We start from the raw sequence: 12949 nt of genomic DNA, 5'->3' as shown, positions 1-12949 counted from the left end.
GCGTGGGCGCTCGGCGCCGTCGCCGCCGCCACTGCCGGCGTCGGCCTCTCGCGCGCCGCCCGCCGGCTGCCCGGGCCGCTCGGCTCGGTGGTGGTCGGCGCCTCGCTCTGGCCGTTGCTCTCGGCCCGGCTGCTGCTCGAGGAGGTCGCCGCGGTGGAGGCGGCCCTCGGCTCGGGCCGGCCTTCGGCGCTCGTGGACGGGCGGCGGGCCCTGGCCCGCATCGTCAGCCGCGACACCTCCGACCTCACAACCGAGGAGGTCCGTGCCGCGGCACTGGAGTCCCTGGCGGAGAACCTCTCGGACTCCGTCGTCGCCCCGCTGTGGTGGTTCGCCGTGGCCGGGCTCCCGGGCGCGGCGCTCTACCGGTACGCCAACACCGCGGACGCCATGTGGGGCTACCGCACCGAGCGCTGGGAGCACGCCGGCAAGGCCGCGGCCCGGGCCGACGACGCGCTCAACCTCGTTCCCGCGCGCCTGACCGCGCTGCTCCTCGCGGGGCCACGCCCCTCGGTGCTGCGGAGGCTGCGCCGCGAGGCGCGGCGTACCGCCTCGCCGAACGCGGGCTGGCCGATGGCCGCGCTCGCCCTGCGGTCGGACGTCGCGCTGGCGAAGCCCGGCGCCTACACGCTCCACCCCGCCGGCGCGCAGCCACGACCCGAGGACGTCACCAGGGCGCTCGCGCTGGCCCGGCGCGCGGCTGTCACGGCAGGGCTGCTCACCGCCGCCGCCACGCTGCGCCCGCCCGCCCGCCACCATCACCTCTACCACCGGCCGCCCCGGACCCAGGAGTCGCCGAGATGACCCGACCACCCACGCACGAGCGGCGCGGCGCGGTCTCGGCTCCCGAGCCGGCTCCCGCGGCCGACGAGACGGCGGGCCTCGGCGACCACGGCGACCGGCAGGTGCCGCCGGGCGCGGTGGACCTGGCGGTCAACGTGCTGCCGACGATGCCGGGCTGGCTCCGCGACGACCTGGCGGCGGTCGACCTGGCCGGCTACCCCGACACCGCCGCCGCGCGGTCCGCGGCGGCGGCCCGGCACGGGCTCGACCCGGCGCAGTGCCTGCTGACCAACGGCGCGGCCGAGGCGTTCTGGGCCGTCGCCCACGGGCTGCGGCCGCGGCTCGCCGCGTGCGTGCACCCGTCGTTCACGGCGCCCGAGGCGGCCCTGCGCGCGGCGGCCGTCCCCGTCGCGCGGGTCGTGCGCCGGCCCGAGGACGGCTTCGCGCTGCACCCGTCCGACGTGCCCGAGGAGGCCGACCTGGTCGTCCTCGGCCGGCCGGACAACCCCACCGGGCGCCTCGAGCCGGTCGAGGTCCTCACGGCGCTGGTCCGCCCGGGACGGACCGTCGTGGTGGACGAGGCCTTCGCCGACTTCCTGCCGGCCGACACCACCGTGGCGGCGCTCGGCCTCCCCGGCGTGCTCTGCGTCCGCAGCCTGACGAAGCTGTGGGGCATCGCCGGCCTTCGGACCGGTTACGTGCTGGGCGACCCGGCGTTGCTCTCCCGCCTCGGCTCCGCCCTCCAGCCGTGGCCGGTCAACAGCCTCGCCGCCCGCGCCGTCGAGCGTCTCTCCGCCCGCGAGGAGGAGCGCCGGGAGCGGGCGCAGGCCGTCGCCGCGGCGCGCGAGGAGCTCGTCGGGGCCCTCGGGCCCCTCACCGGCGTCCGGCTGTGGGCCTCGCCGGCGAACTTCCTGCTCCTCAGGCTGCCGGCCGCCGGCGGCCGCGAGGCCCTGCTGGGCCGCGGGCTGGCGGTCCGTCGCTGCGACACCTTCCCCGGCCTCGACGACACCTACGTGCGGATCGCCGTCCACCCCGACCCGGACGTCCGCCGCGCGCTCGTCGGCGCGCTGGCGGAGGTGCTGACCGGGATGCCGGCCGGCTGACGCCCTCGTGGGCGGGGACCGGGCGCGCTGCCGTTGCACCGACACCGCGCCCCGCCGCATGCCGTGGGCGGCGCGCGGACACCGGACCGTCGACGGCGCGCACCCGCACGCCGCGGTCCGGAAGGAGTGCTCCGTGCTGGCGTTGACCGTGCGGCCCGGCGTGGCCTCGTCGACCGAGGTCGTCGAGGTCCCCGACCCCGTCCGCCGTGACGACGAGCTGCTCGTCCGGGGACTGGCCGTCGGCGTGTGCGGCACGGACCGCGAGATCGCGGCCGCGGATACGGCTGGGCACCGCCCGGGCGCGACCGGCTCGTCCTCGGCCACGAGTCCCTCGGCGTGGTCGAGGAGGCACCGGAGGGCTCCGGCTTCGACCCCGGCGACCTGGTCTCCGGCGTCGTGCGCCGCCCGGACCCGGTGCCCTGCGGCGCCTGCGCGCACGACGAGTGGGACATGTGCCGCAACGGCCAGTACACCGAGCGCGGCATCAAGGAGCTCGACGGGTACGCCAGCGAGTGGTGGACGGTCCCGCCGGCGTACGCCGTCACGGTCGCCGCGCACCTCGGTCTCGCCGGGGTGCTGACCGAGCCGGCCAGCGTCGTGGCCAAGGCCTGGGAGCAGGTCGACCGGGTCGGGGCACGCGGCTGGTTCGAGCCGCGGACCGCCCTGGTGACCGGCGCGGGCCCGATCGGCCTGCTCGCGGCGATGATCGGCGTCCAGCGCGGCCTCGACGTGCACGTGCTCGACCGGGTCACCGACGGCCCCAAGCCCGACCTCGTCCGCGACCTCGGGGCGACCTACCACGCCACGTCCATCGAGGACGTCGCGCGACAGGCACGCCCCGACGTGGTCGTCGAGGCCACCGGGGTGGGCCGGCTGGTTTTCGACGCGATGGCCGAGACCGCGCCGTACGGCATCGTCTGCCTGACCGGCGTCTCCCCGCGTGGCCGCATGCTCGAGGTGGACGCGGGCGGCCTCAACCGCGAGCTGGTGCTGGAGAACGACGCCGTCGTGGGCTCGGTGAACGCCAACCTCCGTCACTACCGCGCGGCCGCCGACTCCCTGGCCGACGCGGACCCGACGTGGCTGCGCCGGCTCCTCACCTCGACCGTCCCCCTGGCGGAGGCACCGGCTGCGGTCTCCGACCCACCTGCCGGGACCGTCAAGGCGGTCATCACCCTCTCCGACGAGGCGGAGAACCGGTGAGCGGGCCGCCCGAGGACGGTGCGCCGGCGCGGTGGCGGGACCTCGTCCCCACCTGGCTGGTCCGCACCGTGCTCTGGTGCGTCGCGCTGCTCCTCGTCGCCCGCACCATCGACCTGGTCGTCGACTGGCTCGTCACCATCCTGACCGTCACGGCCGCCATCGTCGCCGCGCTCCTACTCACCGCGCTGCTGCGGCCGGTCCACGGCCGGCTGGCGAAGGTGATGCCGAACGCGCTCTCCTCCCTGCTCACCATCATCCTCACCCTGGCCGCGATCACCGGCGTGATGTACGCCGTGGTCAGCCGGGCCCTCAACCAGATCGGCGACCTCCGGCAGGCCGTGCAGCAGGGCATCGCCGACGTGCGCACCAAGCTCGAGAGCACCGGCCTGCCCCTGCCCGCGGACCTGCAGCCCACGCAGGCGGAGCTGGTCCAGCGGGTGAACCAGCTGCTCCCGCCTCCCACGGCACTGGCCACCATGGCCACCGAGATCCTCGCCGGGTTCGTCCTCGCGGTCTTCACCTGGTTCTTCCTCCAGAAGGACGGCAGCCGGATGTGGGCCTGGTTCACCAGCTGGGTCCCCGAGCACCGGCTGGCCACCGTCGACCGGACCGGCCACGGCGTGTGGCACGTCCTGGAGCGGTACATGCAGGGCATGACCATGGTCGCGTTCATCGACGCGGTCGGGATCGGCGGCACGATGGTGGTGCTGGGCGTGCCGCTGGCCGCCTCGCTCACGTGCATCGTCTTCATCGGCGCCTACGTCCCGGTCGTCGGCGCCTTCGTCAGCGGTGGCCTGGCGGTGCTGGTGACCCTCGTGCTCCTGGGGCCGACCGAGGCACTGATCCTGCTCGTCGCCGTCTTCGTGGTCCAGCAGGTCGAGGGCAACCTGCTGCAGCCGCTCGTGATGGGGAAGGTGCTCAACCTGCACCCGGTGCCCATCGTCGTCGCCGTCTCCGTCGGCGCGCTCATCGGCGGGATCCTCGGTGCCGTCGTGGCGGTGCCGGTGCTGGCGGTCGCCTACCGCATCGCGACCGAGCTGCACGGGGAACGGCACCCGCCGGCCGAGAGCGTCGCGCCCGACTGACCCTCTCGCCCGAGGGTGCTCGCCCCCCCCCTTGCGCCGTCCGGACGAGTCATCCCCCGGCGGATGGGTACCCCGCGCCAGGACGCCGCGACGACCGCGGCCGTCGTCGATGCGAGGAGGAGTACGTGGCAGGACAGATGCAGGGACGGGTGGCGCTGGTGACCGGCGGCGGGAGCGGCCTGGGCGCGGCGGTCTGCCGCGACTTCGCCGAGCAGGGCGCGCACGTGCTGGTCGCCGACGTGAACGCCGAGGGCGCTGCACGCACGGCGGAGGCCATCGGCGCCTCGGAGGCGGCCGGCTCCGCGGAGGCGCTGACCCTCGACATCACCGACCGGCAGGCGGTCGACCAGGCGATCGCCGAGGCCTCGAAGGCGCACGGCGCGGCGTTCGACTGCCTGGTCAACAACGCCGGGACCGACCGCGGTGCCGACCTGGTCGACGTCGACGACGACCAGTGGCACGGCGTCTTCGCCGTCAACCTGCACGGGCCGATGTACCTCAGCCGGGCCTTCGTCCGGCACCTGCAGCAGGTCCGTGAGGGTGCGGAGGTCTCCGCGATCGGCGACATCGTCTGCGTCGTCTCGATCAGCGCCCTCACAGTGGGGGCCGGAGCGGGCGCCTACAACTCCTCCAAGGCCGCGGTCCTGAAGCTGACTGAGGTGATGCAGACCGAGGCCCGCGAGCGCGGGTGGCCCGCGCGGGTCAGCGCGATCAACCCGGCCGCGATGGCCACGCCGATGATGGACCAGTGGGGCCTGCCCGAGGAGAAGATGATGGACCCCGCCATCGTCGCCGGGCTCATCCGCACCGCGGTGACCCTCCCGCCCGAGGTCGTGCTGCAGAACCTGGTGGTCACCACGCGGGTCGAGCAGTACCCGCGCTGACGCCCCGGGCGGACCGGTCGTCTCCGAGGGGCACCTCGGAGACGACCGTCCACTCGTAGTGACCGCCCCGGCGTACGACCCGCGCCAGCGTCAATGCCGCCACCGGCACCGTGCCGCCGGCGCCGCCGAGCTCGGCGAGCAGGTCGAGGACCTCGTGGCCGGGCACGTCCGTGTTGGCGTAGCCCAGGCTCACGTGCGGCCAGAACTCCAGCGGGTGCGCCGGTGACCGGTCCGGCTGCGTCACCTCCTCGGTGGCGTGCCGGACGGACCGCTGCAGGTCCCGGACCCGGCCGAACGGGCCTCCCGCCAGCGTGACGGCGCTGCGCAGCGCGACCGCGGGCCCCAGCTCGAGGTTCAGCGGCTCCGACGGACGCACGAGGTCGCCCACGGACGCGACGACGGCGTCGACCGCGGCATCGCCGACGGCCTCCGCGAAGCCGACGTCGCAGAGCGTCATGTGCCACCAGCGCGGTGGCACGACGTCCAGCCAGGGCCGTCGCGCCAGAGCCTCCACGAGGGCCGGTGGCCGAAACCGGTGGACGTCGGCGACGTCGAAGGTGAGGTACCAGTAGAGGCACGGCCGCTCAGGAGTCCATTCCGGCCGCCACCGGCCGTGGTCGGCGCCGGAGAAGAGCCGGGAGGCGCTGCCACGCGGCTCCCCGCGCGGGACCATCGAGGTGTTGGGTCCGGACATGTGCGGCCCGGTACCGCCTCAGCTGCCGGGCGATGCGGGTCCGGTGTTCCGGGTGGGCCCCGCAGGTGAAAAGATCACGCGAGCCCACGCCCGGTCGTGCGGCCGCGCGACCCCGCGCCGCACACGGCAGGAGGCCACTGGTGAGGGCACGTTCCCGTGCGGTGTGGCTGGTCGTCGCCGTCTGCGTGCTCGGCGTCGTCACGACCGCGGCCGCGGCTCTCACCGCCTCCCGGGTCCACGAGAGCACCGAGCGGCGACTGCTGGAGATCCGCACCGAGCAGGCGGCGTCGGTCCTGAAGGCTGCCGTCGCCGCGATCGAGGAGCCGCTGCGCACGGCGGTCACGGTGAACCACACGCTCGACGGCGGGCCGCGGGGCGCCCGGATCGCCGCTCGATTGCTCGGCGAGGACGTCGGCCGCGACCGCACGTTCGTCTCGGCCCAGCTCTGGCGCGTGCGGCCCGGAGCAGGCGGAGCAGACGCAGGGGTCTTCGCCACCCTCGGCGCTCCGACGATCCTCCGCCCCGACGAGCCGGCGATGCGTGAGGTGCTGGGCGACGCCTGGTCGCGCGACACGACGGTGGTCCGCCGGCTGGAGGTCGGTGACCGGCTCCGGATCGGCTACGCGTTCGCCGACCGCGCCGCCCGCCTCGTCGTCTACACCGAGCGAGCCATCCCCGCTGACCGGCGCGCTCCGATCGACAGGGACGTGGCCTATGCGGGCCTCGACTACGCGATCTACCTCGGCGAGGAGCCGCGTACGGAGGCGATGACGACGACCAACGTCGACCCGGCGGAGCTTCCGCTGGCCGGCGACATCACCTACCGGACGACCGTGCCCTTCGGCGACCAGGTCCTCACCCTCGCGACGTCCGCCCGCGACCACCTCGGCAGCCCGCTCAGCCGGCGCCTCGGGCTGCTGCTCCTCCTCGGCGGCCTGCTGCTCACCTCCGCCGCTGCGCTGGTGGCCGCTGCGCTCACCCGCGCACGCACCACCGCGGAGGCCGACACGAGGACGATCCGCGACCTCTACGAGCGCGTCGACTCCCTCTACGCCGACCAGCGGGAGCTCTTCGTCGCGCTGCAACGCGCGCTCCTCCCCCACGCCGCACCTGACCTCCCCGGGATGGAGGTGGCCGCCGAGTACGTCGCCGGCGCGACGGGCATCGACATCGGCGGCGACTGGTACAGCGTGGTCCAGCTCGACGACGACCGCTTCGCCTTCGTCGTCGGGGACGTGTCCGGTCACGGCATCGAGGCCGTCGCCGAGATGGCCCGCGCCCGGTTCACCATCCGGGCGTACCTCGTCGAGGGACACGACCCCCGGACGGCGCTCGAGCGCTGCTCCCGGCAGTTCGACGTCCTCGAGGACGGCCACATCGTCACCGTCCTCGTCGGGACGGCCGACCGCCGTACGGGCGAGGTGACCGTGGTGAGCGCCGGCCATCCGCCTCCGCTGCTCGTGACCGGCACGACGACCTCCTTCGTGCCCGTGGCCGCGGGCCCCCCGCTCGGCCTCGGCACCGAGTCGTACGAGCCGACCAGCTTCACCGTGCCGCCGGGCGCCACGCTGCTGTGCTACACCGACGGCCTGGTCGAGCGGCGGGGCGAGGCCGTCGACACGGGGCTGCAGCGGCTCGCCGACACCGTCGCACCGCTGGTCGACCGGCCGCTGCCGGACCTGATCGCCCGCACCCTGGAGGCCATGCGCGGGGACGGCGCCGCCGACGACACCGCCGTGCTGGCCCTGCGCCGGCGCGCGGACTGAGTCACCGAGGCCGACGGCGCGCTCAGCGGACCAGGCGGCCCAGCCACTGGGTGGCGCCCCGGCGCTGGTTGGTCGGCGTGTGCCACAGGACCTGACCCTCGGGGACGGGGCCGCCGAGACCCCACATCGACACTGCATCGCTGAGGCGGAGGAACCGGCCGGTGGCGAGGTCGTAGGCGTAGGCGCCGGCATGCTGGCCCTCGTGCACCGTCACGCTCACCACCCCGCCGGCGCCGCTCGTGCCGGCGGTGGCCAGGCCACCGTCGAGGCCGCTGTCCTGGACGGTCACGACCTGCTCGCCGTCGGTGCTGAGGACCTGGACCCGGTCGTCGCGGACGCCACCGTCATAGGTCCCGCAGTACTGGCCCAGCACCACCCGGTCGCCGAAGGCGCCGAAGCTCAGGAGGTTGCACCGCTCACCGGTGCGGGGGTCGAACGCGTCCTCCTCGCCGGTCGCCAGGTTCCTGACGTGCACCGCACCCGGGTCGCCGTTGGTCCGGTCGGTCCAGATCAGCGAGTCCTCGGTGAAGGCGACCTCACCGACGCTGAGCTGCTCGTCGCGGGCATCGGAGCCGTCGGTCAGCGAGACCGACCACAGGTCGTAGGTGTCGCCCTCGGCGTCCGCGTCGTCGGCCTCGCCGTCCTCCCCGATCGGCCAACCACCGGCGGGCGGCCGCCCCCGCGAGGCGGGGGCACGGACGTAGAGCCGGCCGTCGGGCCCGACCGTGCCGTCCGGGTAGTCGAGTCCCGGCAGCTCCGGCCACGACGTGGAGACCCACTGGCGGGCCCGCCGGTCGTAGACGTGGGCGACCAGCTTCCCCTGCATGCCGCCCTGGCCGGCGAGGAGGACCAACCGGTCGCGTCCCAGCTCGACCGGCCACGTCTGGCTAGGGTTGGCCGGCAGGTCGGGCAGCCACTCCTTCTCCCCGGTGGTGGGCTCCAGGAGCGCGAAGCGCGGTCGCGGCTGGTCGGCGCGCGGGCCGTCGCGGAACAGCACCATCCCGTCCGCGGTGACGCCGTCGAAGTACTGGCCGTTGTCCCGGTTCAGGTTCTCGTTGGTGTACGACGTGAGCACCTGCAGGTCGCGCCCCTCGACGGCTCGCTCGGCGTCGCTCAGCCGCAGGGTGGGGGCGTCGGGGGCAGGCGGCCGGCCGGCCGTCCCGTCGTCGCCGGTCCCCAGGTCCTGCGGCCAGACGATCGCGGTGACGGCGACGGCCGCCACGGCGGCGGCCACCGCGCCGACACCGCCGACGGCGGCGGTGCGGCGGCGGCGTGCGCGCCGGCGCCCCTCGCGCACGAGGTCCGACACGTCGAGCCGGTCGGGCGGCGGCGCGGCGACGCTCTGGTGCATCAGCTCCTGCAGGTCCTTCACCACGTCGTGCTCCCCTCTCCTGCCACGACGAGCTCGTCGCGGACGTCGTTCTCGAACATGGCGCGCAGCGAGGCGAGCGCCCGGGAGGTCTGGCTCTTGACGGTGCCCTCGCTGCACCCGAGCGCGGCGGCGGTCTCCCGGACGTCGAGCTCCTCGAAGAAGCGGAGCACCACGCAGGCGCGCTGGCGGCGGGGCAGCCGTCCCAGGGCCGACAGGAGCGCGGCCCGGTCGGCGACGGCCGAGGCCAGGTCCTCCTCCGAGGCACGGTCGCGCAGGGCCGGCTCGGGGCGCTCGCTGCTCGACCGCTTCCGGCTGGCGTCCAGGAACGCGCTGACCACCGCCTTGCGGGCGTAGGCGATCTCGCCGCCGCGCCGGGCCAGCCGGGGCCACGCGACGTAGACCCGCAGGAGTCCCTCCTGCACGTGGTCGGAAGCGCGGTCCCAGTCGCCGCACAGCAGGTACGCCGTGCTCCGCAGCCTGGACCGCGCGGCGGCCGCGAACTCGGTGAACGCCGCGTCGTCGGCGGGGTCTCGTCCCATGTCCGTTCAAACGAGACGTCGGCCGGATCGGTTGCACCGAGGGCCCGACCGATCCGGGCGCGTCTCCGGGGGAGCAGCGAGCGCCGTCAGCGTGCGCGCAGCACGCGGGTGACCGCCTCCGCCACCTCGGCGGGGCGGTGCTCCTCGACGAAGTGCGAGACACCGTCGAGCACCGTCGTGTCGTCACGCACCCGGGGCAGCGCCTCGGCCCACTGGGCGAGGACGCCGGGCTTCGCGAGCGGGTCCCAGGCCCCGAACACCGCCGCCACCGGAATGTCTGACCCGTGTGGACCCCAGGCCGCGCCGAGCCGCTCCTGGATGCCGCGGTAGAAGGAGGTGTTGTCCTGGCGGCCGAGCCGCGGCTCGTCGTAGGAGTAGCCGTGCCCCCACACCGGCGTCTGCCGCACCATGCGCTTGGAGCTGCGGGCGTTCCTCGTCGACGCGAGCTGACGACGGAAGACCGCCTCGACCGGCGTGCCGCCGCCCGGCCTCAGCTGCGCGGCGATCCGGCGCCCTGCGGCCACCAGGCCGGCGGCCCCGGTGGTCGGCATGGTCACCACGGCGGCGGCCATCGCGCCCCAGAACCGGTCGGGCACGAGCACCGGCGTCCGCGCCCACGGCAGCAGAGGCGACGGATAGCTCTCGTACGTCGGCCCCTCGGCGGGGATCGGGAAGACCGTGCTGTTGAGCACCACCAGCCCGCTCACCCGGTCCGCGTCCTCGAGCAGGGCCCCGATGCCGATCGGGCCGCCCCAGTCGTGGACGACCAGGGTGATGCCGCGCAGGTCGAGCGCTCGCACGAGGCTGCGCAGGTTCGCGGCGTGGTGCATGTCGACCATCTCGAAGCCGGCCTGGTCCGAGCGACCGAACCCCAGGTGGTCCACGGCGACGACCCTGGTCCCGGCAGGCAGGCCTGCCCCGTCGAGGCGCTCGACGACGTGCCGGAACGTGTAGGAGCACTCCGGGTTGCCGTGCACCAGCAGGACGACGGGGCCGGGCCCCTCGCCGTACGTGCGCTCCCAGAAGTACAGCCGCCGGCCGGCATCAGGGCCGTCGGGCAGCACGAACCAACGCCCCGCTCCCCCGCCGTCGTAGTCGGACGGGACGTCGGTCAGCGGCGAGTCGCCCGGCTGGTCGGTGAACACGTCCGGGACGGTGCCCGCGGCGTGCGCCGGCCATCCCCCAGCCGTTCCCCAACCGTCCCTCAGCCGTCGCTCCGGGCTTCGGCGGTCGAACCCGTCTCGCGCTGCTCCCGGCGCTCGTGCAGCCGGCGCTGCGCCTCGGGCAGGTACGCCAGGCACGGCGCCTCGGCGCCGGGGTGCTGGGCGTCCAGGTGGAACGTCCACCGGTCCATCGCCGCCATGAAGCCGTTGTCGCCGCCGGGGCGGTACGTCGACCACGGGCGGTGGCCCTTCGCGGTGCAGGTGGAACAGCTGACCTTGTAGACGAACTGCTGGTCCGCGCCGACGTCGATCTTCACCCGCGCCAGCGGGCCCGCCTCCACGGCGGCCTTCCGCTCACGGGCGGACCGGCTCGCCACCATGTCGAACTCCTGTCCCGAGGAAGGACCGCAGCCGGTCCCTCAGAGCTTCTCCATCTTGGCGAACGGGCTGGTCACCCGCAGCACCTTCCCACCGAAGTCCACGGTGACCCCGTGGGCGTCGGCCGCGGTGACGGACCCGAGGCCGTGGAGGTCGTGGGAGACCCGGTCGCCGCGCTCGTACTGCTCGACGACCAGGTCGGGCTCGGGCTGGAACGGGCTGCTGGCGAGGTGGCGGCGCTTCGGCCGCGGTGAGGAGGTCATCACCCTCGAGTATGCGGCCTGCACCGCCGTTCCGGACGATCGTCACGAAAGCGGCTCGGAATCCGGTGCTGAGGGCGTCGCCGCAGCCGCACTGCGGTCGGCGATCCGCGCGAACGCCTCGACGAGCTCGTGAGGTCCCAGGACCTCGATGCCGGCGTCGAACCGCAAGAGGTTCGCCGCGAGCCCGTTCCACGACCAGGACCCCAGGCTCACGCGGCACCGGCCGGCGTCCAGGACCTCGACCACGCCGTCGCCCACGTAGGGGCGGACCTCCGCGGCGGGCAGCTCGAGGACGGCGTGGCCCCGGCACGGCCAGCGCGCCGTGTTCTCCCCGCCACCGTCCTGGTCGGCACCGCGGAACCGGCCGACCAGGAACGTCGCCACGTCCCCGCCGGGCAGCTCGCGTGGCACGAAGCGCGGCCCGTTCGGGGTGCGGGGCCGCACCCGGTCGACCCGCAGCGTGCGCCAGTCCGCCCGGCCGAGGTCCCAGCAGACGAGGTACCACCGCCCTCGCCAGGCGGCGAGGTGGTGCGGCTCGACGTGCCGTGGGCCGTCACCGGCCGTCGGGGCGCCGTCGGCCGGGGCGTCGACCGGGCCGTAGTCGAGCCGGAGCACCTCGCCGGCGCGGATCGCGGCCCCGACCGCCGTGAGCACCTCGACGTCCACCTCTGCGTCGTTGCCGGGTGGCCGCACGGCGACGACCGGGACCGCGTCGACCCGGTGCCGGATCCGAGGCGGCATCACCTGTCGCAGCGTCGTCAGTGCTCGCAGCGCGGCCTCCTCGACCCCCGCGCCGGCCGTCGTGGCCAGCTGGAGGCCGATCGCCAGGGCGACGGCCTGCTCGTCGTCGAAGAGCATCGGCGGCAGGTCCGCGCCGGCGTCGAGCCGGTAACCGCCGTCGGGACCCTTGACGGCCTCGATCCGGTAGCCGAGCTCGCGGAGCCGGTCGACGTCGCGCCGGACGGTGCGCGGGCTGACCGCCAGGCGCTCGGCCAGCACCTCGCCGGGCCAGTCGCGCCGCATCTGGAGCAGCGAGAGCAGCGACAGCAGCCGCGAGGAGGTGGTCGTCATGGTTCCGAGCATCCCACGAGAACAGGACACATCCTGTCCTCTACCTCGTCCACAGTGCTGGTCACCGGGCGAACCCGCCCGGTCACCAGCCCCATCACTCAGGAGAACCAGCATGAGCATCGAGACCGTCACCCACGTCAACCTGCGCGGGACCGCGCGCGAGGCCCTGGAGCTCTACCGCTCCGTCTTCGGCGGGGAGGTCACCGCCGTGACCTACGGCGACGCCGGCAGCGCGACCGACCCGGCCGAGGCCGACCAGGTCATGTGGGGCCAGGTCCGCTCCGACGCCGGCTTCCACGTCATGGCCTACGACGTCCCGAGCGAGCGTCCGCTCGAGCCCGGCGTCGCGCCGTACTTCGTCTCGGTCCGCGGGTCGGACCCGGACGAGATCACCGGCTACTGGGAGCGGCTCACCGCCGTGGCCGGCTCGACGGTCGTCACGCCCCTGGCGCCGGCGGGGTGGGCGCCGCTCTACGGCATGGCCACCGACCCGTACGGCGTCACGTGGGTCCTCGACGTCGCGGTCGCCTACGCCCAGGCCTGACCCGGCTGGGTGAACCACCGGCGCCACACCGTGATCCGGATGCCCCGCGAGCTGCGGGGCATCCGGCCCCTCGGCGGGCGGCGCGCCACGCCTGTCGTGCAGCA

The 12949-nt window shown here is 74.9% G+C and carries 14 protein-coding genes; 7 read left to right on the top strand and 7 right to left on the bottom strand.

Going from position 1 to position 12949, the window contains the following annotated elements; translation table 11 throughout:
* From cbiB to ACSMHG_RS07320, 5 genes are all read left to right on the top strand, one after another.
* Positions 1–801: adenosylcobinamide-phosphate synthase CbiB (gene cbiB / locus ACSMHG_RS07340; protein WP_435743220.1), on the top strand; the 801-nt coding region annotated here is incomplete at its 5' end.
* Positions 798–1883: an aminotransferase class I/II-fold pyridoxal phosphate-dependent enzyme gene (locus ACSMHG_RS07335; RefSeq protein WP_435743218.1), complete on the top strand. Its 1086-nt coding sequence runs from the start codon at positions 798–800 to the stop codon at positions 1881–1883. The genes cbiB and ACSMHG_RS07335, both read left to right, overlap by 4 nt.
* 336 nt (positions 1884–2219) lie before the next feature.
* The gene (locus ACSMHG_RS07330) at positions 2220–3086 is read left to right on the top strand and encodes an MDR/zinc-dependent alcohol dehydrogenase-like family protein (protein ID WP_435743216.1); all 867 of its coding nucleotides are present in this window, start codon (positions 2220–2222) and stop codon (positions 3084–3086) included.
* The gene (locus ACSMHG_RS07325; protein WP_435743214.1) at positions 3083–4171 is read left to right on the top strand and encodes an AI-2E family transporter; all 1089 of its coding nucleotides are present in this window, start codon (positions 3083–3085) and stop codon (positions 4169–4171) included. Before ACSMHG_RS07330 ends, ACSMHG_RS07325 begins: the two co-directional genes overlap by 4 nt.
* Before the next feature lie 125 nt (positions 4172–4296).
* Positions 4297–5055, top strand: a complete 759-nt coding sequence (locus ACSMHG_RS07320; protein WP_435743211.1) for an SDR family oxidoreductase — start codon at positions 4297–4299, stop codon at positions 5053–5055.
* On the opposite strand, the gene ACSMHG_RS07315 is transcribed toward ACSMHG_RS07320, so the two are convergent.
* Entirely contained in the window at positions 5024–5749 is a 726-nt protein-coding gene (locus tag ACSMHG_RS07315; protein ID WP_435743209.1) for a 2'-5' RNA ligase family protein, read from the bottom strand. The genes ACSMHG_RS07320 and ACSMHG_RS07315 overlap by 32 nt on opposite strands.
* A 140-nt stretch (positions 5750–5889) precedes the next feature.
* Between ACSMHG_RS07315 and ACSMHG_RS07310 the strand changes: the two genes are divergently transcribed.
* Positions 5890–7515, top strand: coding sequence for a PP2C family protein-serine/threonine phosphatase (locus tag ACSMHG_RS07310; RefSeq protein ID WP_435743207.1), 1626 nt, complete (start codon positions 5890–5892; stop codon positions 7513–7515).
* A gap of 22 nt (positions 7516–7537) precedes the next feature.
* Here ACSMHG_RS07310 and ACSMHG_RS07305 read toward each other — a convergent pair whose 3' ends face one another.
* From ACSMHG_RS07305 to ACSMHG_RS07280, 6 genes are all read right to left on the bottom strand, one after another.
* Positions 7538–8890, bottom strand: a complete 1353-nt coding sequence (locus ACSMHG_RS07305; protein ID WP_435743205.1) for a hypothetical protein — start codon at positions 8888–8890, stop codon at positions 7538–7540.
* Positions 8884–9426 carry a SigE family RNA polymerase sigma factor gene (locus ACSMHG_RS07300; protein WP_435743203.1) on the bottom strand — a complete coding sequence of 181 codons (543 nt, stop codon included), beginning with the start codon at positions 9424–9426 and terminating at the stop codon, positions 8884–8886. Before ACSMHG_RS07300 ends, ACSMHG_RS07305 begins: the two co-directional genes overlap by 7 nt.
* 86 nt (positions 9427–9512) lie before the next feature.
* Positions 9513–10571 (bottom strand): alpha/beta fold hydrolase, encoded by a 1059-nt coding sequence (locus ACSMHG_RS07295; protein WP_435743201.1) that lies wholly within the window; start codon positions 10569–10571, stop codon positions 9513–9515.
* 59 nt (positions 10572–10630) lie between these two features.
* Entirely contained in the window at positions 10631–10969 is a 339-nt protein-coding gene (locus ACSMHG_RS07290) for a hypothetical protein (protein WP_435743199.1), read from the bottom strand.
* Between the two features lie 39 nt (positions 10970–11008).
* On the bottom strand, positions 11009–11230 hold the full coding sequence (locus ACSMHG_RS07285; protein WP_435743197.1) for a hypothetical protein: 222 nt from the start codon (positions 11228–11230) through the stop codon (positions 11009–11011).
* 42 nt (positions 11231–11272) lie between these two features.
* Positions 11273–12301, bottom strand: coding sequence for a helix-turn-helix transcriptional regulator (locus ACSMHG_RS07280; RefSeq protein ID WP_435743195.1), 1029 nt, complete (start codon positions 12299–12301; stop codon positions 11273–11275).
* A 112-nt stretch (positions 12302–12413) separates the two neighbouring features.
* Between ACSMHG_RS07280 and ACSMHG_RS07275 the strand changes: the two genes are divergently transcribed.
* A complete protein-coding gene (locus ACSMHG_RS07275) occupies positions 12414–12845 on the top strand; it encodes a VOC family protein (protein ID WP_435743193.1) in 432 nt (143 codons plus the stop codon).
* The last annotated feature ends 104 nt before the right edge of the window (positions 12846–12949 follow it).

Origin of the sequence: Nocardioides ureilyticus (assembly GCF_051280745.1) — a bacterium.
In the GTDB taxonomy this organism is placed as follows: domain Bacteria; phylum Actinomycetota; class Actinomycetes; order Propionibacteriales; family Nocardioidaceae; genus Nocardioides.
This window is presented reverse-complemented; position numbering and strand designations above follow the sequence as displayed.